At 59.6% G+C, this 22,466-nt stretch carries 18 protein-coding genes; 12 read left to right on the top strand and 6 right to left on the bottom strand.

Annotated elements, in window-relative coordinates; all coding sequences use genetic code 11:
• Positions 1-9: 9 nt before the first annotated feature.
• Positions 10-969, top strand: coding sequence for a MerR family transcriptional regulator (locus CAF80_RS04525; protein ID WP_074691783.1), 960 nt, complete (start codon positions 10-12; stop codon positions 967-969).
• 3 nt (positions 970-972) lie between these two features.
• Here the strand turns inward: CAF80_RS04525 and CAF80_RS04520 are convergent, their stop codons facing one another.
• Positions 973-1,578: a hypothetical protein gene (locus CAF80_RS04520; RefSeq protein ID WP_039769347.1), complete on the bottom strand. Its 606-nt coding sequence runs from the start codon at positions 1,576-1,578 to the stop codon at positions 973-975.
• Between the two features lie 54 nt (positions 1,579-1,632).
• Entirely contained in the window at positions 1,633-2,109 is a 477-nt protein-coding gene (locus tag CAF80_RS04515; protein ID WP_039769349.1) for a PAS domain-containing protein, read from the bottom strand.
• 152 nt (positions 2,110-2,261) lie between these two features.
• Here CAF80_RS04515 and CAF80_RS04510 point away from each other — a divergent pair, with 152 nt between their 5' ends.
• Positions 2,262-2,717: a flavodoxin gene (locus tag CAF80_RS04510; protein WP_039769351.1), complete on the top strand. Its 456-nt coding sequence runs from the start codon at positions 2,262-2,264 to the stop codon at positions 2,715-2,717.
• Here the strand turns inward: CAF80_RS04510 and CAF80_RS04505 are convergent.
• Positions 2,707-3,594: a LysR family transcriptional regulator gene (locus tag CAF80_RS04505; RefSeq protein ID WP_074691780.1), complete on the bottom strand. Its 888-nt coding sequence runs from the start codon at positions 3,592-3,594 to the stop codon at positions 2,707-2,709. The two genes, CAF80_RS04510 and CAF80_RS04505, sit on opposite strands and share 11 nt — an antisense overlap.
• Before the next feature lie 95 nt (positions 3,595-3,689).
• Between CAF80_RS04505 and CAF80_RS04500 the strand changes: the two genes are divergently transcribed.
• The 5 genes from CAF80_RS04500 (at position 3,690) to CAF80_RS04480 (ending at position 7,632) form a co-directional block, all read left to right on the top strand.
• Entirely contained in the window at positions 3,690-4,076 is a 387-nt protein-coding gene (locus CAF80_RS04500) for a CidA/LrgA family protein (RefSeq protein WP_074691777.1), read from the top strand.
• A complete protein-coding gene (locus CAF80_RS04495) occupies positions 4,066-4,752 on the top strand; it encodes an LrgB family protein (protein ID WP_039769357.1) in 687 nt (228 codons plus the stop codon). Before CAF80_RS04500 ends, CAF80_RS04495 begins: the two co-directional genes overlap by 11 nt.
• 132 nt (positions 4,753-4,884) lie before the next feature.
• Positions 4,885-5,667, top strand: a complete 783-nt coding sequence (locus CAF80_RS04490) for a class II aldolase/adducin family protein (protein ID WP_039769359.1) — start codon at positions 4,885-4,887, stop codon at positions 5,665-5,667.
• Positions 5,667-6,569, top strand: a complete 903-nt coding sequence (locus CAF80_RS04485; RefSeq protein WP_039769361.1) for an alpha/beta fold hydrolase — start codon at positions 5,667-5,669, stop codon at positions 6,567-6,569. Before CAF80_RS04490 ends, CAF80_RS04485 begins: the two co-directional genes overlap by 1 nt.
• Positions 6,570-6,720: 151 nt before the next feature.
• On the top strand, positions 6,721-7,632 hold the full coding sequence (locus tag CAF80_RS04480; RefSeq protein WP_085666891.1) for an SDR family oxidoreductase: 912 nt from the start codon (positions 6,721-6,723) through the stop codon (positions 7,630-7,632).
• A 51-nt stretch (positions 7,633-7,683) separates the two neighbouring features.
• Here the strand turns inward: CAF80_RS04480 and CAF80_RS04475 are convergent, their stop codons facing one another.
• Both CAF80_RS04475 and CAF80_RS04470 read right to left on the bottom strand, forming a co-directional pair.
• A complete protein-coding gene (locus CAF80_RS04475; protein WP_085666890.1) occupies positions 7,684-7,941 on the bottom strand; it encodes an immunity protein in 258 nt (85 codons plus the stop codon).
• The gene (locus CAF80_RS04470; protein WP_256578091.1) at positions 7,938-10,079 is read right to left on the bottom strand and encodes an S-type pyocin domain-containing protein; all 2,142 of its coding nucleotides are present in this window, start codon (positions 10,077-10,079) and stop codon (positions 7,938-7,940) included. The genes CAF80_RS04475 and CAF80_RS04470 overlap by 4 nt, the downstream gene beginning before the upstream one ends.
• Before the next feature lie 655 nt (positions 10,080-10,734).
• Here CAF80_RS04470 and CAF80_RS04465 point away from each other — a divergent pair.
• The 4 genes from CAF80_RS04465 (at position 10,735) to CAF80_RS04450 (ending at position 20,212) form a co-directional block, all read left to right on the top strand.
• Positions 10,735-12,528, top strand: a complete 1,794-nt coding sequence (locus tag CAF80_RS04465) for a DUF1302 domain-containing protein (RefSeq protein ID WP_074691771.1) — start codon at positions 10,735-10,737, stop codon at positions 12,526-12,528.
• Positions 12,529-12,551: 23 nt separating this feature from the next.
• A complete protein-coding gene (locus CAF80_RS04460) occupies positions 12,552-13,919 on the top strand; it encodes a DUF1329 domain-containing protein (protein ID WP_039769368.1) in 1,368 nt (455 codons plus the stop codon).
• A gap of 139 nt (positions 13,920-14,058) precedes the next feature.
• Entirely contained in the window at positions 14,059-16,602 is a 2,544-nt protein-coding gene (locus tag CAF80_RS04455; RefSeq protein WP_074691767.1) for a LuxR C-terminal-related transcriptional regulator, read from the top strand.
• Between the two features lie 160 nt (positions 16,603-16,762).
• Positions 16,763-20,212, top strand: coding sequence for a dermonecrotic toxin domain-containing protein (locus tag CAF80_RS04450; RefSeq protein WP_085666889.1), 3,450 nt, complete (start codon positions 16,763-16,765; stop codon positions 20,210-20,212).
• A gap of 12 nt (positions 20,213-20,224) precedes the next feature.
• Here CAF80_RS04450 and CAF80_RS04445 read toward each other — a convergent pair whose 3' ends face one another.
• A complete protein-coding gene (locus CAF80_RS04445) occupies positions 20,225-21,007 on the bottom strand; it encodes an IclR family transcriptional regulator (protein WP_074691761.1) in 783 nt (260 codons plus the stop codon).
• A gap of 163 nt (positions 21,008-21,170) precedes the next feature.
• Between CAF80_RS04445 and hmgA the strand changes: the two genes are divergently transcribed.
• Positions 21,171-22,466: a homogentisate 1,2-dioxygenase gene (gene hmgA, locus CAF80_RS04440; protein WP_039769379.1), complete on the top strand. Its 1,296-nt coding sequence runs from the start codon at positions 21,171-21,173 to the stop codon at positions 22,464-22,466.

Here is a 22,466-nt window from a genome sequence, read left to right as displayed (position 1 = left end):
TCCGCACCAATGCCTGTGATCACAGACGTTCGCCCTGCTTTGCAGGCGCCTGTTGCGCTGGAGCGCGAGGAGTTGTTCCCGATCCGCGAGGTGGCGCGTCTGACCGGCGTGAACCCGGTCACGCTGCGCGCGTGGGAGCGCCGCTATGGTTTGATCCAGCCGACACGCACCGAAAGTGGGCATCGTCTGTATTCGATGACCGATATCGAGCGCGTTCGCAGCATCGTCGACTGGATCGATCGGGGCGTTTCGGTTAGCAAGGTCGGCAAGATCCTGGCCAAGACCGAGCCAATGAAAGTGCTGGCCCACTTCATTCCCGATGATCTGGTGCAGGCGGACTATCTCCAGTGGCAGGAACAGGTCCGGCAGGCAGTCAGTTCGTTCGACGATCAGTTGCTTGATCGCGTCTACGGTCAGATTTTCTCCTCCTATGCTCTGCCCGTGGTGTTTCAGGACATCCTGATGCCGCTGTGGCTGCAAATGCTGCAGCGTCAGGATGCGTTCGGACAAACCAGTGAGTGGCTGTTCTTCGATGGTTTTCTACGGGCGAAGGTGCTGCAGCGCATCGTCGTGCTGCGGGGCACGCAGCCGCGCAAGGTGATCGTCAGCGCGCTGGCCGGTCAGTGCCGCGAGCTTGAGTTGTTGGTGGCAGCGCTGTTTCTCAGCGGCAATGACGCGGGGGTTCGTGTGCTAACCACCGGTCAACCGTTCGATGAGCTGACGCTGGTGTGCGAGAAGATCAAGCCCGAGGCGCTGGTGCTGTTTTCCAATCACGCCCCGGCACCCGAGTTGCCGCGTCGGCTGAATCGTCTGGCGTTGAGTCTTGATTGTCAGTTGATGCTGGCGGGGGATGCTGCCGACCTGGCGCAGGACAGCCTGGCGGGATCATCGGTCGGCTGTCTGGGCAATGAAGGATCGACCATGCGCCAGCGCATGAATCAGTTTCTGGCGGGGACGCTGGATACCTGAGAATCAGGTGTGCAGGGCAGGGTGGGTCAGACGATGCTGTTGCAGGATGAACTGGCGCAGGCGCTCGGTTTCGTCGGCATCGCTCTGGCTTAGCTCGTAAGCATAAAAGCCGCTTTCGGTTTCCCGCTCGAAGGTCCCGCGCAGGGCAATCCGCTCATAGCCCGACGGGCTGAACCACAACGCAAAATGCTTCGGCGGCTTGGTCTTGTTGCGCACTTCCAGCAGCACACCCTTGTGCGAAACCTCGTGAACCCACAGAGTGCCCGGCTGGCCCTTGGCATTTTCCAGTGCCACCGGCTCTTCCAGGGTCAGGCGCCATGGACGCACCATCGGCCCGTCTTCATAGATGCTCGGCACCCCAAGACGCAGATGCAGGGCGTGGAACTCGTCTTCCACCAGATGCAGCGGGAAGGTCATCTGCTGATTTTCGAAGTTGGCCTGGATGGTGACTTGCTCATGGGCCGCCAGGCGCGTGAGCAGATCACGGATCTGCGAACCACCGTTGACCAGCAGGCTCGACGTCGCATCCCGCACATTGAGTTGCGGGTTGTGTTGCATGGTCTGGATGAAATCCAGCTCATCCTGGGTCAGGAGGGCGTCACGCTGCATGGCTAACTCGAAATGAATAATTACAAAGTCATTGGTGATTGTAGTTAATGACAATTAGTTCGCTGTTTTGTTTACGCCGTTCGTCGCTTTCAAGGCAGCAATTTCTGCTTCCAGTGCCGCAACCTGGGCTTCCAGTTGCGCCACCCGCTGCTGCGCCTTGACCTGAACCGTAACGTCCTTTTGTACGCCGACAAAGTAGGTCTGCCCGTCGTCGGCATTTTTTACCGTCGAAAGAGACAGTTCGTTCCAGAAGGGAGTGCCGTCCTTGCGGTAATTGCGCAGGATTTCCCGGCATGAGCCACCGTTTTTCAAAACATCGCGAATCAGTTCCAGACTGGCCTGGTCGCGATCCCCGGCCTGCAGGAAACGGCAGTCCTGATAGAGAATTTCTTCGCTGGTGTAGCCGGTCAGTTTTTCGAAAGCCGGATTCACGTAGATCAGAATGTTGTCCTGATCGCCTTCTTTTTCTGCTACCACAATCCCGTCGTTCGACGCGTTGATCACCATTTGCAGCAGGCTGGCATTGATCATCTTTGAATCCTTTCAAGGTTGTCAGTGGCTGGCATTCTAGAAGATCGTCCAGCGCTGTCTACTGGCCGGCAGCCCTTATCGAGAGCCAATCGCATCATGGCGTCGCTGGCTGTTACTATCGCCGCTCTTTTTTCAGTTTCAGGATCAGATTGATGAAAGTCGCCATCCTCTCCGGCTCGGTGTACGGCACGGCCGAAGAAGTCGCTCGCCACGCTCAGAGCCTGTTGAACGCCGCCGGTTTTGAAACCTTCTACAACTCGCGCGCCAGCCTCGCCGATCTCCAGGCGTTTGGCCCTGAAGCCTTGCTCGGCGTGACCTCGACCACCGGCATGGGCGAACTGCCGGACAACCTGCAACCGTTGTATTCGGCCATTCGTGATCAACTGCCGGCAGCCTGGCGTGGTTTGCCCGGCGGGGTAATCGCACTGGGCGACGCCAGCTACGGCGACACTTTCTGCGGCGGCGGCGAGCAATTGCGCGAATTGTTCGGCGAGCTGGGTGTGCGCGAAGTGCAGGACATGCTGCGCATTGACGCCAGCGAAAGCGTTACCCCGGAATCCGACGCCGAGCCTTGGCTGGAACAGTTGATCGCCACGCTCAAGGGCTGATCCCGCGCTCACGCAGCAGCGCCAGCCAGGCCTGTGCAGCCTTTGACAGGTAGGCGCCCCGGCGCCAGATGAAGGCGATGTCCCAGCGCAAGTAATCCGGCGCGTTCAAGGTCAGGCGCACCACGCCTGGCCGCACCAGGCCCCGCGCCACTACGCTGGGCAGCAGCACCACACCTTGTCCGGCGGCGACCAGCGCCGCGAGAAAATCCGCCTGCCCGCTGCGTCCGCCTTCCCTCGGGGTGAAGCCCATTTGCTGGCACGCCTGGAGCAAACGATCGTTGAGCACGAAACTGCGCTGATACAAAAGAAACGGCGTATCTGCCAGCTCCTCCAGACCGATTTCACCTTTTGCCGCCAGTGGGTGATCCACAGGCAGCAGCGCATCCAGCGGTTCATCGCAGAATGGCTGAAAGTCGAATTGCGGATCCTTCGGCAGCAGACTGCCACCCAACTCCAGCTCCCCGCTGAGCACCGCCTGTTCGATGTTACGGCTGCCGCCTTCAAGCAATTGCACATTGATGTTCGGGTAGCGCCGTCGGTATTCGGCGAACAGACCGGCAAACAACGCATCGCTGCCCAGCAATGGCAACCCGAGACGTAACTCGCCGCGCGCGAGATGACTGAGGTCATCCAGTTCGCTGAGCAATTCATCGCGCAACCGCAGCATGCCTTCGGCCCGGTGCAGCACCACGCTGCCGGCGGCGGTCAGGCGTATCTGCGAGCCGAGTCGTTCAAGCAAAGGCGTGCCGAGGCTCTGTTCGAGCTGGGCGATTTGCTTGCTCACAGCGGACTGACTGATGTGCAGGGTTTTTGCAGCTTGAGTGAAACCGCCCTGATGCATGACTTCGACGAAACTTCTGAGTTGCTTGAATTCCATGGCATGATTCCAGATTGGAATGGCTTTGAGTCTAACAATTCGCTTCGGAGATGGTAGCCGGGTTCGTAAGATAGCCACCTGAAAGGAGCCCATCGATGAAAGCCTCGACCCTCAAATACCTCTCTCGCCTGCTGGCCGAACTGGCCGTGCTGCTTGCTCTTTACCTGCTCGGCTGCCAGATCGCAGCGTGGCTGGCCTGGCCGATTCCCGGCGGCGTGATCGGCATGGCGCTGTTGCTGCTGGGTTTTGCGTTCGGCTGGGTCAAACCGGCGGCGCTGCAAATGGGCGCAGGCTTGTTGATGGCCGAGATGCTGCTGTTCTTCATTCCGGCGCTGATGAGCCTGCTGGATTACGGCGCATTGTTGCGCGATGACGGCTGGCGGATCTTGTTGGTGATCGCAGCCAGTACGCTGATGGTGATGCTGGTGACCGCGTTCACCGTGGAGCTGGCCGTTCGCCTGAGGCGGTCCCATGAAGCTTGAGCTGATGCCGATGTTCTGGCTGGCGTTCACCTTGCTGGCTTATCTGTTCAGTCGCTGGCTGTATCGCCGGACCGGGCGCTACGTGCTGTCCCCACTGATTCTGGTCCCTGCGTTGCTGCTGGCGCTTGCCGTGCCGCTGCACACCGCTTACGCCGAGTACTCCAGCAACACCCATTGGCTGATGCTGGTGCTCGGGCCGGTCACCGTGGCGTTTGCGGTGCCGATCTGGCAACAGCGACGCCTGCTGGTGCGGCATTGGTCGGCGTTGCTGCTGGGCATTCTGGCCGGCAGCGCTGCGTCGATCGCCACCTCGTTCGGCCTGGCGAAAGCGCTGGCGCTGGACAGTTCGGTGACGCTGTCGCTGGTGCCGCGCTCGATCACCACACCGTTCGCCATGCCGCTGGCGCAGGACCTGGGTGGTGTACCGGAACTGACGGCCGTATTTGTGATGTTCACGGGGGTGATCGGCGCCATGCTCGGCGGTGTGCTGCTCAAGTGGCTGCCGTTGCGCAGTGCCTTGGCTCGTGGAGCGTTGTTTGCCGTGGGGGCTCATGGCGCGGGTGTCAGTCGCGCCCATGAAGTGGGTGGTGAAGAGGGCTCGGTGGCGGGGCTGGTGATGGTACTGACGGGGCTGCTCAATCTGTTCGCCGCGCCTTTGTTGGCGTCGTTGCTTTGACATGGATCCAAGCTGTTTGCGTCGCTGACTCGTTCAGTCATCAAGCTGGCTGCCAATGCAACTACGCGACCGTCCGGGGCTGACTAGACTGCTGACACACGCAAAAACAATAAGAACGCAGAGGTGCATACAGTGAGCGTAGCCCCCGTCCCTTCGTCCGTGAATGTCAAAGATCAGGTCAGTGCCGCGGAATGGCAGACCCGGGTCGATCTGGCCGCCTGTTATCGTCTGGTCGCGCTGCATGGCTGGGACGATCTGATCTTCACCCACATTTCCGCCAAGGTGCCCGGCACCGAAGATTTCCTGATCAACCCGTTCGGCCTGATGTTCCATGAGATCACCGCGTCCAGTCTGGTGAAGGTCGACCAGGCCGGTAACAAGCTCATGGACAGCCCCTACGAAATCAATCCCGCCGGCTACACCATCCACAGTGCCGTGCACGAAGTGCGGCACGACGTGGCCTGCGTGCTGCACACCCACACCGCCTCCGGTGTTGCGGTGTCGGCGCAGAAGCAGGGCGTGTTGCCGATCAGCCAGCAATCGTTGTTCGTGCTGTCGAGCCTGGCCTTTCACGCCTACGAGGGTGTGGCGCTCAACCATGAAGAGAAAGCGCGGTTGCAGGCGGATCTCGGTGACAACAATTTCCTGATGCTGCACAACCACGGTCTGCTGACCTGCGGCGGCACCATCGCCGACACGTTCCTGATGATGTTCACCTTCCAGCGCGCCTGCGACATCCAGGTCATGGCGCAGACCGGCGGTGCCGAACTGATCGCCATCGAACCGCAGATTCTGGCAGGCGCCAAAGCGATGATTGCCGGCGTCACCAAAAGTGCTCAAGGCATGGGTGGCGCGCTGGCCTGGCCGGCGCTGCTGCGCAAACTCGATAAACAAGACCCGGGGTATAGACTCTAATGCCTCTCGCCGAGATCCCTCTGAGTGTCTGGCGCAAACGCGGCCAGACGTTTGTCTTCCGTGGTCAGCCGATCCGTTACTGGACGGCCGGGCAGGGCGAACCGCTGCTGCTGATCCATGGCTTTCCGACGGCCAGTTGGGACTGGCATTACCTGTGGCAGCCGCTGTCCCAGCGCTACCGGGTGATTGCCTGCGACATGCTCGGCTTCGGCGACTCGGCCAAACCGCTCAATCACACCTATAGCCTGCTGGAACAGGCCGATCTGCAACAGGCCTTGCTGGCGCATCTGCAGATCGAACAACCAGTGCACATTCTGGCCCACGACTACGGTGACAGTGTTGCCCAGGAGTTGCTGGCCCGGCATTACGAAGATCTGATCGAGGTCGCCAGTTGCGTGTTTCTCAACGGTGGTCTGTTCCCGGAAACCCATCGACCGCTGCTGGCGCAAAAACTGCTGCTCAGCCCATTGGGCTGGATGATCGGCCGGGCCTTCTCCCGTGATGCGCTGGTCAAGAGCTTCCAGCAGATTTTCGGCCCGGACACCCGGCCCAGCGAGAGCGAAATGGATGATTTCTGGAGTCTGATCGAATGCAATCGCGGGCAACGCGTCATGCACAAGCTGATTCACTACATTCCCGAGCGCCGGGTCCAGCGTAACCGCTGGGTCGCGGCGATGCAGCGCGGCGAGGTGCCGCTGCGGGTGATCGATGGCGAAGTCGATCCGATCTCCGGGGCGCACATGATCGAGCGTTATCGCGAGCTGATCCCCGACGCCGACACCGTGTTGTTGCCAGGCATCGGCCATTACCCGCAAAGCGAAGCGCCGGTGCAGGTGCTCAAGCACTACCTCGAATTTCGCGATCACTTCGTGTTGCCGCCGCGCAAGGTGGCGTGCTCCTGACTTGGTGCCCGAGGCGCCTGACGCCTCGGCACGTTTCATCATCCCCCAGCCTTATCGCGCACCATTCAGCCTCAGCCTGTTCGTTGTGACCGCACGCCCTGTGCCTGACACTCGGGGACACTTGTCCCTCAGGCCTGCTGGAGTTGCCCCGATGAATGATTCTGTGCGTTTCGAAGATAAAGTCGTGATCGTCACCGGAGCCGGTGGTGGCCTGGGACGCGCTCATGCTTTGCTGTTCGCCAGACAGGGCGCCAAAGTGCTGGTCAACGACCTCGGCGGCTCGACCCAGGGTGAAGGCGCCAACGCTTCGGCCGCTGATCGCGTGGTGGCGGAAATCCGCGAGGCCGGCGGCATCGCCGAAGCCAACCATGACTCGGTCACCGACGGCGACAAACTGGTGCAGAACGCGCTCGATGTGTTCGGCCGCGTCGATGTGGTGGTCAACAACGCCGGGATCCTGCGTGACAAATCCTTCCACAAAATGGAAGACGCCGACTGGGATCTGGTCTACCGCGTCCACGTCGAAGGCGCCTACAAGGTGACCCGCGCCGCGTGGCCACACATGCGTGAGCAGAACTATGGGCGAGTGATTTTCACCGCATCGACTTCGGGCATCTACGGCAACTTCGGCCAGTCCAACTACGGCATGGCCAAACTCGGTCTCTACGGCCTGACCCGCACCCTGGCCATCGAAGGTCGCAAGAACAACATCCTGGTCAACGCCATTGCCCCCACCGGCGGTACGCGCATGACTGAAGGCCTGATCCCGCCGCAAGTGTTCGAACAACTCAAGCCGGAGCTGGTCAGCCCGTTGGTGGTGTACCTGGCCAGCGAGCAGTGCCAGGAAACCTCGGGCCTGTTCGAAGTCGGCGGCGGCTGGATGGGCAAGGTGCGTTGGGAACGCAGCCTTGGTGCCGGGTTCGATCCTCGCGTCGGATTTTCCCCGGAAGATGTCGCGGCGCACTGGCAGCAGATCTGTGATTTCGAAGGGGCGGCGCATCCGAAGGACAACATTGAGGCGCTGAAGGAGATGATGGGGAATTTGCAGAAGTATTCGATTTGAACTCTGAAAACCACCCGACTATTCAGGGATAGTCAGGTGGTTTTTTAATAATTAATCGTAACGTTTTTCTACTAGGAACTTAGGCGCCTTCCAGTTGGGCCCTTTGACTGTCTTGCCGCTCTTATCGCTGGAGAGCACCCCGTCATTGAATAGTGAATTGTAAGTGGCGACCAAAATACCGTCTCGAATTACCTCGCTACGATATAGCCCATACATCCTGTCAATACGCATTGCTGGCCAAAGCAGTGCAAATAAGGAGACCACATCGGCAACCGGCTCATTTTTGATGATTCTTTCGACCGTGTTCATTGTTCGAAACTCCTCATGTCCTTTTCGTACTCTCTCTGATCCTGCGCATACATCGCATTGATTGCCTGTTCGGTATATAGGAGGGTTAATTCACTGCCGAGTTTGTAGTCTTCAAGGGCCGCTGTATGAGCATTGTTCCATATCGGGGACTCATCCGATGGCGAGGTATTGTCGCTATAGCCGAAGGCCCTATACCGCTCAAGCTCTCTTATTTCATGAGTGTAGTAGCGCAAGTCCGTGTCTGAGTGCGTCCGGTGTCCGCTGAGAATATCTTCCAGGCGTTGAATCATAATGTCGTTAGCGTCCGATTGATTGAGCCTTGCGATGTGTAGCTTTACCGCTTCAATCCCCTCTCGGGTGATGATGGCCGATCTCCAATCCAGATTAAGTATCGGCCCGCCAGCCTGCTCTGGATTGAATTTGCGGCCACTGTATTTACCTTTGACTGAGGCCCCCTCATAAGGACTGCTGAAAACCACATACAGCGGTTCAATCCCCGAATCAGCCGGAAACACGATGATGAATCGATCCCAGCCTTCCACCAGTATCGGATTCAAATCCAGCCGTCCTTCAACCGGCACGATGGATACCCCGGAGTAAGCGGGAGAATCGGTATCCACTATTGGCGAGGCGGTCGAGGCGTCACCCGGCGAGATAGCGGGTGTCCAGGTCAAGTAGTCGGTGGGCGAGTCCGATAGCGCGACCTTGTATACGTCGTTGAGCAGATCGTAGGCGGCATTCAGGACCAGCACACTTGAGCGAATATGGAAGTCATCGCTCGTAGCGACGAACACTTGCATACCTGCACCGAGTCGCCTGACGCCGAGCCCGGCTTGCATCTCCAGCGTACCCTGTCGATCGGCGATTTCCCGGAGCGTCTCTGCCGGCTCGGACGACAACTCGGCGAAAGGAACACTCATGGAAAAACGCTCGCCGTTGCCCAGATTTGAAGGCATCAACAGCGCCGCGAACCCCATCAATACCGGACTGCCGAACAGCGCCGTGCCCGTCGCTGTCAGGGTCGCTGTTGCGGTACGCAGTGCATTGAGTATTCCCGCCGAGTTGGCCGGGCTGAGGTTGACCGCTGTCGAAGCGAAAGAAACGGCAGGGCCGTTGCTGGCCATTGCTCCGGAAGCCGGGAAGACATGCTTCCTTTCCTCCTGTAACCGAGCCTGTTCTGCCGCAAGCGCCAGCGCCGCTGTTTCAGCCTTGGCTTGTGCCTCGGCCTGGGCGATCTTCAACGCAGCCACCCGCTCTTTCTCCCGAGCTTCAGCCTCAGCGTTCAGGCGCGCGGTCTCGGCCGCCAGTCGAGCCTGTTCGGCATCCCGACGTTGTTTCTCCGCCAATGCGGCCAGTCGAGCCTGTTCTCGTGCACGTATTTCCTCCTGCTCCCGGCGCGCTGCTTCGGCAATGTCTCGCTGGCGTTGTTGCTCCGCCGCAATTCGGGCACGTTCCGCGGCCTGCCGCTGCGCCTCTGCCGCAGCCGCCTGATCCTGTGCTTGCACGGTGGCCAGCCAGTTGAGCACGCCGACCTGTTGCTGGTTGAGAAGCGCCAATGTCTGGCCCAGCAGCCGGGCTTCGTGGGCGGCCCGAAACGATTCACTCCATAACGCTCTGCTCTTGACCCCCGCGCCGTGCGCTCGTCGAAGGGCAGATGCCTGATCCAGGTAATCCTTGAAGGTTTTCCCCAGCGGATCGCTGCCATAAAAGCGGTTGGCGATGGCGGTCTGTCTTTGAAACTCTGCGCTCTTGCGTTGAATCAGCGTGTTCCTGACGCCCACTTCGCGAGCCAATGCCGCCGCGGGTGGCAGAGGGGTCGTCGGGCCTTCCAGTCTGATGGTCGCCAGTTCCACTTCGATGGATTGTGGGATCGAGGCGGCTTTTGCGTTGAATTCCTGTTCAACGGCAAGTTGTGTTTCATGCATCAATTGACGCGTTTGCGAATTGGCACCGGCAGGGCCGAATGTGCCACTGTAGGAATAACCCACATTGGTTTCTTTGAATGGCTCGTAATCATCCGGGGCGAACTCCCGGATATGTAATGCGTCCAGCTCTAACGGTGGAGGTTTTGGCATATTCATGTCCTTTTGAATGTGCGTTTTCATTCGCCCGAAAAATGCCCAGGGGGGCGATGACATCCGTGTCACCGGCGAATGGTTGAGGTGTTTCAGGTTACCTCGCAACGGCGGTGATCAAATCCGAGAAGCCCGTAAGTAACAGGGCGTTGTGTGGAAAGGGTTTTCGCGGGTTGCTGTTAATGCAGAAGGGATTCGTTCGGGACTCAAGGAAATGTCTGACGCGGTAATCGGAGGATCTTTGCAATCCGCCATCCACATTTTTTAAACGCCCATAAAAAAGGCCGCTGCAAACGCAGCGGCCAAGGTAAGACGTTGGATCAAGGAGCTACAAATCAACGTCAGTGAACACCGGGGCGATGGATCGAAAAACGCTTCGCGCCATCAGAAATCGGTTGCCGACGACTCGGTCGCGGACTTCGTGCTTTCTCGCGGTCTGCGGTGAAAGCCGGCACAGAATAAGGGCTGGCGCCTCAGGGAAAAATAGCGATTCCGGACATGCACTGTTGCGGGGCGTGTAACAGTGGCGCGCACTGGGGTGGTCATTATCCGCTGCGTTGATAGTGGTCCATCCAGCCTGTTCATGGCGGGCGCAAACCCTTGTCGCAGGCGGGGATTCATCCTTTCGAGCGACAGCGTGAATACCTCCTTTGTGCGCTTATCCTCGCCGTGGCGCGGCAGTAGGGTGGGGCCTTCTGTCACTCACCGGGGAAGACGCATGACAAAAACAACAATGCGCGCCATCTTCACGCCGCAGGCGCTCGCCGCTGCTGTGGCTTTGGGTTGCTGTGCCCAGGCGCAAGCGGTCGCTTTCAATATCGGGGAAATCGAAGGCACCTTCGATTCGTCGCTGTCGGTCGGAGCGAGCTGGGGCATGCGCGATGCCGACAAGTCGCTGGTCGGTACGGTCAACGGCGGCACGGGCCAGTCTTCCACCGGTGATGACGGGCGTTTGAACTTCAAGAAGGGTGAGACCTTTTCCAAGATCTTCAAAGGCATCCACGACCTCGAACTGAAGTACGGCGACACCGGTGTGTTTGTGCGCGGCAAGTACTGGTACGACTTCGAACTCAAGGACGAAGACCGCGAGTTCAAACAGATCAGTGACAAGGGACGCAAGGAAGGCGCGAAGTCGTCCGGCGCGCAGATTCTCGACGCGTTCGTTTATCACAACTACTCCATCGCCGATTTGCCGGGCACCGTGCGCGCCGGCAAACAGGTGGTGAGCTGGGGCGAAAGCACCTTCATCGGCAACTCGATCAACAGCATCAACCCGATCGACGTCTCGGCGTTCCGGCGGCCGGGTGCGGAGATCAAGGAGGGGCTGATTCCGGTGAACATGCTGTTCGCCTCTCAGGGGCTCACCGACCAACTGACGGTCGAGGGCTTCTATCAACTGGAATGGGATCAGACCGTCCTCGACAACTGCGGGACGTTTTTCGGCGTCGATGTGGCAGCGGACGGTTGCAACAACGGCTACACCGTCGGCAGCCCGGCGATCGCCCCGTTGGCGCCGCTGGCGGCAGCCTTCGGCCAGCCGATCCAGGTGACCCGCGAAGGGGTGATCGTGCCCCGTGGCGGCGACCGCGATGCGCGGGACTCCGGGCAATGGGGCACGGCGTTGCGCTGGCTCGGCGACGACACCGAATACGGCCTCTACTTCATGAACTACCACAGCCGCACGCCGACCGTTGGCACCAGTACCGCCGGTCTGTCGACCCTGGCGTCATTGCCGGGCATGGTCGGGATCGCCAACCGCCTGGCGCCCGGCAGCGGTTCGGGACTGGCGCAAAGCGTGATGCTCGGGCGCGGCCAGTACTACCTCGAATACCCGGAAGACATTCGCCTGTACGGCGCGAGTTTCTCCACCACGTTGCCAACCGGCACCGCCTGGACCGGTGAGATCAGCTATCGGCCCAATGCGCCGGTGCAGGTCAACACCAACGACCTGACCCTGGCGCTGGTCAATCCGATTGCCGGCGGTGCCGCGTCGCCGCTGGTCACCTCGCCGGGGGCCGACAACAAGGGTTACCGACGCAAGGAAGTGACGCAGATCCAGAGCACGCTGACGCACTTTATCGATCAGGTCTGGGGGGCGCAGCGCCTGACCCTGGTCGGCGAGGCGGCGGTGGTGCGGGTTGGCGGACTGGAGTCGCGCAGCAAGCTGCGTTATGGGCGTGACTCGGTCTACGGCCAGTATGGTTTCGGGGGGGATACCGACGGTTTCGTTACTTCCACCTCCTGGGGCTATCGCGCCCGGGCGATCCTCGATTACGCCAACGTGATCGGCGGGATCAACCTCAAGCCCAACCTGTCCTGGTCCCACGACGTCGCCGGCTATGGCCCCAACGGTCTGTTCAACGAAGGCGCCAAGGCTGTCAGCGTCGGAGTCGATGCCGACTATCGCAACACCTATACCGCGAGCCTGAGTTACACCGACTTTTTCGGTGGTGACTACAACACCCTCGAAGACCGTGACTTCGTGGCCCTGAGCTTCGGTGTGAACTTCTGATCTGCCCGAGAAGGATGAATGCAATGCGCAAGATGATTCTGCAATGCGGTGTCCTGGCCTTGAGCCTGCTGGCCGCCAACGTGATCGCGGCGGTGTCGCCGGAGGAAGCCAACAAGCTCGGCACCAGCCTGACGCCGCTGGGCGCCGAGAAGGCCGGCAACGCCGACGGCTCGATTCCGGCCTGGACCGGCGGTATCCCGAAAAACGCCGGAGCAGTCGACAGCAAGGGTTTTCTGGCTGACCCGTTTGCCAGCGAAAAACCGTTGTTCACGATTACTGCCGCCAACGTCGACAAGTACAAGGACAAGCTGTCCGACGGCCAGGTGGCGATGTTCAAGCGCTACCCGGAAACCTACAGGATCCCGGTCTACCCGACCCATCGCACCGTGGCCGCACCGCCGGAAATCTACGAGTCGGCCAAACGCAGCGCACTCAACGTCACCAGCATCAACGATGGCAACGGCCTGGCCAATTTCACCGGTAACCGCTACTACGCGTTCCCCATTCCCAAAAATGGCGTCGAGGTGTTGTGGAACCACATCACCCGTTATCACGGCGGCAACCTGCGGCGGATCATCACGCAGGTGACGCCGCAAACCAACGGCAGCTACACGCCGATCCGCTTCGAAGAAGAGATCGCCGTGCCGCAACTGATGAAGGATCTCGATCCGGAAAAAGCCGCCAACGTCCTGACCTTCTTCAAGCAGTCGGTGACGGCCCCGGCGCGCCTGGCCGGTAACGTGCTGCTGGTACACGAAACCCTCGATCAGGTGAAGGAACCGCGTCTGGCGTGGATCTACAACGCCGGTCAGCGTCGGGTCCGTCGTGCACCGCAAGTCGCCTATGACGGCCCGGGCACCGCCGCCGACGGCCTGCGCACCTCGGACAACTTCGACATGTTCTCCGGCGCCCCGGATCGCTATGACTGGAAACTGATCGGCAAGAAGGAAATGTACATTCCGTACAACAGCTACAAGCTCGACTCGCCGAGCCTCAAGTACGACGACATCGTCAAGGCCGGGCACATCAACCAGGACCTGACCCGCTATGAACTGCACCGGGTCTGGGAAGTGGTCGGCACAGTCAAACCGAACGAACGGCACATCTACGCCAAGCGCCACATGTACATCGACGAGGACAGCTGGCAAGTGGCGCTGGCCGATCACTACGACGGTCGCGGGCAACTGTGGCGAGTGGCTGAAGGACACGCGCAGTACTACTACGATCACCAGGCCCAGGCCTACACCCTCGAAGCGCTCTACGACATCATCGCCGGCCGTTACATTGCCCTGGGGATGAAGAACGAAGAGAAGCACAGCTTCGAATTCGGCTTCGAAGCCAAGGCCGCCGATTACACCCCGTCGGCCTTGCGTTCGGAGGGCGTACGGTAAGGGTCTCGATACAGGGGCAGACAAAAAGGCGACCGCACGGTCGCCTTTTTTATGGGCGCCAATCAGCGTACTGAATACTCGTCAACAAGCAGCAGGGAGAGGGCTAGGGTGAGCGTACAACGATAAAAAGGCGTACCCGATGACCGCCATGACCCACGCTCCGGATCGTCCGGGATTCTTGCCCAGACTCTCGGCTCATCATCTTCCACGTCCGCGTCTGACTGCATCACTGCTCGAATCTGCGGCAAGGGTCCGGCTGATCTGCGCACCGGCCGGCAGTGGCAAGAGCACGTTATTCACCGAATGCCTGTTGCAGGCGCCCGTCGAATGTACGGTGTGCTGGCTGCCGTTGGCGGGCATGTCGATGAGTGTTGCGGCATTTTGCGAGCGACTGGCGCAGGCATTGGGGCTGGCCACGGCGGATGAGTCGTCGCTGCTGCATGAGCTGGCGCGCCGGTCCTCGCCGGTCTGGGTGTTTCTCGACGATTACTGTCGTGTTGAAGAGCCGGCGCTGGATGCACTGCTCGACCGGATGCTGGCGCTTGCCGGCCCCGCCGTCACCTGGTGGATCGGCACGCGTCGACGCCCGCAATGCAACTGGCCGCGCCTGTTGCTCGATGACGCCTTGTACGAGTGCGAATGCGCGGCGCTGGCGTTGAGTCGCGGCGAGATCGCGCAATTGTTGCGGCACCTGCCGTCCGTCCAGGCCGATCAAGTGGCTGCTCGCATTCATCAGCGCAGCGGCGGCTGGTGCGCCGGGGTGCGAATGCTGTTGATGCAAAAATGCGACTGGTCGCAAAAGACCTTGCCGCAGCAACGCATGGACACTCTGCTGGATTATCTGCAACACGAACTGTTCAGTGGATTGAGCCCGGAACTGGCCGAGGCCTGGCGGGTGTTGGCGCATCTGCCGCGGTTCAACGCCAGCCTGTGCGATCACCTGTTCGGTGCAGGCGAAGGCGCGCAGTGGATGCGCACGCTGCAAACGCTTGGGTGTTTTATCGAACCCTGGCAAGGGTCGCCGGACTGGTTGCAGGTGTGCGCTGCGCTGTCGCGCTTGATGCGCGATGAGCCCTGGCCCGCCGGACGTTCCTGGCATCGTCGGGCCTGTCAGTGGTTCGCTGCCGGACAGCATTGGAAATGCGCCTTTGAACAGGCGCTGCTGGCCGAAGAATACGAGGTGGCGGTGAGCCTGCTGCAACACTTCAGTTTCGAGCATTTGTTCGAGGAACAGACAGTCGTGTTGTTACTGCGCCTGTACGAGCAACGCGGCGAGGAACTGCTGCTGGGCTCGGCGCAACTGGTCGGTCTGATCACGGCGGCGTTGCTGTTCGCCGGACGATTTACCCAGGCGGCGGAATGCATCGGACAACTGTCGCGTTTTCTACCGCCACCGTCGGCGGGTCAGCAACGGCAATTGATCGCGCGCTGGCAGGCTCAGCAAGGATGGCTGTTGCATTTGCAGGGGCATATGGACGAGGCGCGCGAGCATTTCGAGCAAGCCTTGAACGATCTTTCGCCGCAGGCCTGGACGGCCCGTCTGCTGTGCCTGTCGGGCCGCACTCAGCAAGCGTTGCTGTGCGGTGATCTGGAGCTGGCTCATTCGATCAATCGTGAAGCGCTGTGCCTGGCACGGGCCGAGGGCTCATTGCTGTTCGAGGCGTTGCTGGAGCTTGATCACGCCCAACTGCTGGAGCAACGGGGCGCGTCGGCTCGCGCCGAAGAGTTGCTGGCCAATCTTTGCGAAATGCTTGAGTCCTCCATCGAGCGACCGACGCCGTTGTTGGGCCGTATCGCCTTGCGCCGGGGGCGACTGGCGCTGAGCATGGGGCAATCAATACGGGCTGCCGAGCTCTTTCAGCAGGGGCTCGACGACTGCTTGCGCAGCTTTGACAAGCGCGTGCTGTACGGTTTTCTCGGTCAGGCGCAACTGGCCGCTGATCAGGGTGATTATTCGCAAGCATTCATGCACCTGCGCGATGCCGAACGTTTGATGCAGCAGCGGCAGATTCCAGACACGGTTTATCGCGGTGTTCTGTTGCAGGTCAGCAGTGAGTTCTGGCTGCAACAGGGACGACCCGAACTGGCTCGTGAAGCGTTGAGTCGAGTGCTCAGGCACTATCGTGGCCCGCGTGGACGGCAGGCGCCGCCGGCGACGCTGGAGCTGATCCCGCGTATCGAGTATTTGCTGATTCTGGCCGAGACCCGCTTGAAGCAGGCGCACCAGCCGCAGGCGCGGCTGCAGTCCTTGCTCGAGCAGGCTCAGTCTTGCCGGATGATCGTTCTGGAAGCCGAGCAGTGGCTGGCAATGAGCGAGGTGGCGTCGATTCTCAATGATCGGGAATCTGCCCGACAGTATTTCGACAGGGGCCGCAAGCTGGCCTGTCAGTTCAACTTGCAGCGTCTGGTCATGAAGTTTGACGAAGCTGCTTCGGATATTCGCCCTGAGTCACCCGAACATCCATTTCTTGATGGCAGTGACAATGAAAATTCATTAAGCCTGAGAGAATCGCAAGTGTTGGGGTTGATTGCGGCGGGAAGTTCCAATCAACAAATAGCGGATAAGTTGTTCATCTCGTTGCATACCGTTAAAACTCATGTCCGGCGAATTCATGCAAAGTTGGGCGTCGAACGCCGGACGCATGCCGTGGCGCGCGCGAGAATGCTGGGTTTGTGTTGTTAATTGTCAGTTAATCAGTATGTTGGTTTTTTTTAAGTTTGATCTTTTAAATGTCTTGCAAAGGACGGTGGGTTTTTTATTGGTTTTGCTCCGGTTAAGTTATTTGCACGGCTTGGGCGATGTTTTGTCGTCTGGTTATCCTGTGTAATAACGGAGTTTTATCATGAATGCAGTTGGAAGGTTATCGGCGGAAAAACATCTGAGTGAAATCAATAAGCGCAGGTACGACCTGGAAGGTTTGCTGGGTGCACTACCGTCGTTCAAATCGCTTTTGCAGGATTTGGTGTTAAAGGAACTTCAACAGTTATCACCGAATATTTATATCAGCAAAACTTACATTGCCGCCCAGCATTCAGAGATTGCGAATCCACAACCGACCGGGTTGTTGATGGACGTGTTCATGCAGTGCCTGGTGTCCGGCAATGCGCCCGTCTATGACGCCAGTCTGTACGGCGTCTACGATTGGCCTGACTCCACGGATGAAGAGGACCGGATTGAAGGGCTGGATGTAGTAGCCGTCGGTTCGTTGATCGGTCATGTGCTGGGATCGCTGGCGCAGAAGTACACGCCTTTGCTGGCGCAATACTGGGCTGCATCTTCGGGGAAGGACGGCCTGGGGCGTGAGCTGGCTTCGCGCAGTCGTCAGTTGCAGGATGCCTATGCAGCGCTGTTCTGGCAGGAATTGGGCGCGACGGTGCAGATGCAAGGCGTTCGGCCGGAGGTAGAGGAAAGCTATGCCGTTTTCATCAAGGGCACATCTTTGACTCCGGCCTACAGTCTTTCACTGCAACTGGAAAACGGTCGATTCGCAACGCTCGCCGGCTGCTTTGTCACGTACCTTTCGGGGCGCTCTATCCCCGAACTGGTTCTGGACGATGACGAATGGGTTGTCCTCTACACTTCCGTGAACGGCCTGGAAACATTCCGCACACCCACCTTGATGCATCAAGCGTTGCAGCAACGCCTGGGCAATGCAGAAACCCGGGCACAACTGCTCGGGAGCCTTTCACAGGAAGATGCCGAGCAGCTCGGCAGCGTTCCGGATATCCGTTACCTGAACATTCAAGGCGAAATCTTCCAGACTCTCACCGCCCAGCTTCTTGAAAAACAACAGCGCGACGTTGCTTACCATCTTCGCCGGTTACAGGCGCCGGGCGGGGATCGGCCTGCTCTCGTGCGTTCGGTCGAGAGCACCCTTCAGCAGCAGGCAGTCATCGACGCTGCCCGGAGGCGGGTCGCGAGACTACTGGCCCTGATGAACCGAAACGCCCGGCCGCAATGGTTGAAAGATGCCACCGCCAACCATCAGGAAGTATTCGCTTCTCTGGAAAAGGAACTGCTCAGGGGGCAGGTGAGCCTGCATGAGGCCCTGGGGGGAGTATCTTCTTTTCAGGACTACGTGCGCGGAGTTGTCGAAACCCACATCAGCGCGGGCGATACCCGGCGAGTGGACCCTGATACTGTCTGGGTAACAGTGGAATATTCTTTGCGTATGGGCACTCGGCGTATTGAACATGTCGAGCGTAAAACCCTGACTCAGTTGTTCATGTACGGCGTGCATGACACGGCGGCTCCCTACACGATCAAGCTCGAAGCCTTTCACACCAATCCTCGACTGACGGCTTCGAGTATCGAACTCGCCATCCGCCAGTTTGATCTGCGTTTGCAATATGCCAATCAACGCAATCAGCGTTTCGCACAGGCACGGATTCGCGAAGCCATGCGCGAAGTCCTGGGGCAGGAAATTGCGCTCAGCCACTTCGCCGCCGTCCTGCAAAAACACATCGGCCCGCAAGGGCAGAATATGGTGCAGCGGTATCTGCATGGCGATCCGGGAGTCGAAGCGTTTGGCGTTGCGTTTCGTCAATACTACAAGCCGTTCAAGGACATGATTGCGTTTCGTGCAAGGGGGGCTGCGCCAGACCTCCAGCTACATGTGCTGTATGCGCCGGGTGCCCCGACCGGGCAGCAATGGTACGAATTCTCCGATCTGACCGGATTGAAACGACAGTTCATCTCCTGGGGGTTCGAGCCACGTGATCGTGAATTCCTGACCGCTCAGGCTTTCAGCAAGGATCGCGCAGCTTTCGTGAAAGACGAGCTTTCTTATGTCGAGCCAGGCCCTGTGTTTGAACCGAGGTGGTGGGGTGGAGTCACCCTGGTCGAGTGGACTCGGGGGCACGGTGAAGGGCCACTGATGGGGGCCATCCATGAAATCATCGATTGGGAAATCGCTGAGGAACAGGTGGCCACGCCCGTCTGGTACAGGAATGCGGCGTCGCGGGATCGCGAGATGCTTACCCGAGTGAACACGGATTTCAAGGCGCTCTACGAACTGTCGAAAGACGAGCTGAATATCCCCACGCTGGTTTCTTATTCGCGAGACCAGGTGATGGAACGGTTGAACAGTCACCTGCGTCGTTCTGACCCGAACCACCCCTTGATCGATCCTGATCGCGTTAATGTCAAGGTGAAAGGGCAGGACTGGATGACGCTTACCCAGCTCTTCATTCAATGGCAGCTTTGGCCTGGTGATGATCAGGTGGCATTCGTCTCCAGGGATGGTTCTTCACTGGGAAATCTGAATGCGACGGTCGTCAAATCGTTGATCGGTTTGCGGCCGGGCATGATGTATGAGTGGCATCTGGTCGACCGCTTTGCCAACGGCCCGTCGCTGGATCTCAAGGCGAAACTGTTCTGCAAGCTCAAGCAGAACGAAATGCTCAGGGCCGCATTGACTCAGAAGATGCAGGGCTCTCTGTCCTCCGAACAGTTCAATTGGCTGGCGGGACTGGTCGACGGGCTCGATCATGACCGTCCTCATCAAGTGGAACCGTTCAAGCCGGGCACTACCCCGCAGGAGGGTATCTACACGCTGGTTCTTGAAGGGCGACGCATCGAGGGCGCTTATACGTTTGGACGTCGGGTGGCAGGGAAGCTGCAGCTGCTGGCCTATATTCCGAAGGCTCCGGACGGGCTGAGTTTCCGCCCGCTCGAATCCTTGACACTGGGGCTCAAGGACGCCGACCTGGGAAATCACGTCATTGCACTGACCAGGCTCGAACACAGGGGTGTCGTACAGAACTTTGTCATTCGCTGCCAAAACGCTTCAGGCGCTCTCCCTGTCCCTGCGTTGGACAACAGTTATGCCGTGACCCATTTCAAGTTCGAATTCGACAGCATGATTTCCCGTGTGCTCAGCGACGTTGACTATCAAACCACCACACCTGCCGAGCGATTCTGGAACACGGTCATGGTGATCACCGAGCTTGCGGTGGATATCGTCTCGCTGTTTGTCCCGCCGGTGGGATTGGTGAGCAGCATCGTGCGCATCACACGTTCGATCGTCCAGGGCATCGTTGCCTACAGTCTGGGAGATGACAAAGCCGGCAAGAACCATCTCGCCTCGGCGTGGAGAAGCTCCATTCTCTTGTATGTGGGAATTGTGGCAGGCGTTGGCGGATCTGTTTCGGCGGTGGGGCTGCTGTCGCGAGTCAAGGATATTTCCGAGATCGTGTCGACCGTGACCGGGGTGCCGGTGGGGATTGGATATGTCACCGCCGTGGCTTCTCCCTACGTGATCGCGGACAGTAAAACCCGAATCATCGGCTGACCCCTTGCCTCGTCAATCTGGCTGATAACCCATCCGCCAACTCACGGCCCGCGTCGCAGCCAATAACCGCTGCGCCGCCGGGCCGTTTTCGTCGGCGTGGAACAACGATGTCGGGCCGACGATGGTCAATACCGCAGCGACCTGGCCGGGGGCGTTGAACACCGGAGCCGACAGGGCATCGACGCCGGGCATCAGCAAGCCGTGGACATGATGCAGACCGCGTTCGCGGATCTGTTCGCACAATGCCTCATAAGCTTTTTCGTCCGCCAGCGGATGGCCGCCGACGGCGATTTCCTGCTCTCGCAATTCGTCGGTTTCCCGGTGCGGCAGGTAAGCGCCGAACACCAGGCCGGTGGAGGAACTGAGTAGCGGCAACACCGAGCCCAGTTGCGTCACCACCGTCACCGCGCGCACCGCCGGTTCGATGTGCACCACGGTCGCGCCCTGATTGCCCCACACCGCCAGGAAACAGGTTTCGTTGAGTTCGTCGCGCAGTTCGGCCAGCGGCAGGGCGGCGACTTTCAGCACGTCCATACTGTTGAGAGCGGCCAGACCCACCCGCAACGCTTCACGGCCGAGACCGTAGTGGTTGGTGGCGGTGTTCTGTTCGGCAAAGCCCGAGGCAATCAAGGCCTGCAGGTAACGGTGAACCTTGCTCGCCGGCATCTGCACATGTTCGGCCAGACGCGACAGCGAAGTGGACGGCGACAACTCGGCCAGAGCCTTGAGGATGTCGGTGCCGACTTCGGCGGAGCGGACTTTCTGTTTGCCGTTGCTGTCGCTGGTTTTTTCCATGGTGCTGCCGTGTCCCGGAACGAATGGGCGTCTTTATAGCTTGACGCTGGATAGCGAGCAAATTACGTTATGCGTAATTGAATTACGATAAAAATAACCCCGGTGTGCCAAGACCTCCGATCCAGAGCGTCCGGCCATGCCGACTCCCTGTTCAGGAGGCTCCATGAACCTCGATTCAGCCCTGGCTTACCAGTCCGGTTTCGGCAACGAATTCAGCTCCGAAGCGTTGCCCGGCGCACTGCCCGTCGGCCAGAACTCCCCGCAGAAAGCCCCGTACGGTCTGTACACCGAACTGTTCTCCGGCACCGCGTTCACCATGACTCGCAGCGAAGCGCGGCGCACCTGGATGTACCGGATCCAGCCGTCGGCCAATCACCCGGCATTCGTCAAACTCGAGCGGCAACTGGCGGGCGGCCCGTTGGGCGAAGTCACCCCCAATCGCCTGCGCTGGAACCCGCTGGACATCCCGACCGAACCGACCGATTTCATCGACGGTCTGGTCAGCATGGCGGCCAATTCCGGCGCCGAAAAACCGGCCGGCATCAGCATCTATCACTACTGCGCCAACCGTTCGATGGAGCGCGTTTTCTTCAACGCCGACGGCGAGCTGCTGCTGGTGCCGCAACTGGGGCGCCTGCGCATCGCCACTGAACTGGGTGTGCTGGAAGTGGCGCCATTGGAAATCGTCGTGCTGCCACGGGGCCTGAAATTCCGTGTCGAACTGCTCGATCCGCAAGCGCGCGGTTATGTCGCCGAGAACCATGGCGCGCCGTTGCGTCTTCCGGATCTGGGACCGATCGGCAGCAACGGTCTGGCCAATCCGCGGGATTTCCTGACCCCGGTCGCTGCCTACGAAAACCTGCAACAGCCGACTACGCTGGTGCAAAAATTCCTCGGCCAGTTGTGGGGCACCGAACTCAATCACTCGCCGCTGAACGTGGTCGCCTGGCACGGCAACAACGTGCCGTACAAATATGACCTGCGCCGCTTCAACACCATCGGCACCGTCAGTTTCGATCACCCGGATCCGTCGATCTTCACCGTGCTGACCTCGCCGACCAGCGTCCACGGTCTGGCCAACCTCGACTTCGTGATCTTCCCGCCGCGCTGGATGGTGGCCGAGAACACCTTCCGTCCGCCGTGGTTCCACCGCAACCTGATGAACGAATTCATGGGCCTGATCCAGGGCGAGTACGACGCCAAGGCCGAAGGTTTCGTGCCCGGCGGTGCATCGCTGCACAGCTGCATGAGCGCCCACGGCCCGGACGGCGAGACCTGCACCAAAGCCATCAACGCGGACCTCAAACCGGCGAAGATCGACAACACCATGGCCTTCATGTTCGAGACCAGCCAGGTGCTGCGCCCAAGCCGTTTCGCCCTCGACTGCCCGCAATTGCAATCCACTTACGACGCCTGCTGGGCCACGCTGCCCGCCACGTTCGACCCGACCCGGAGATAA

This window comes from Pseudomonas sp. B34(2017) (assembly GCF_002112915.1).
In the GTDB taxonomy this organism is placed as follows: Bacteria; Pseudomonadota; Gammaproteobacteria; order Pseudomonadales; family Pseudomonadaceae; genus Aquipseudomonas; species Aquipseudomonas pharyngis.
This window is presented reverse-complemented; position numbering and strand designations above follow the sequence as displayed.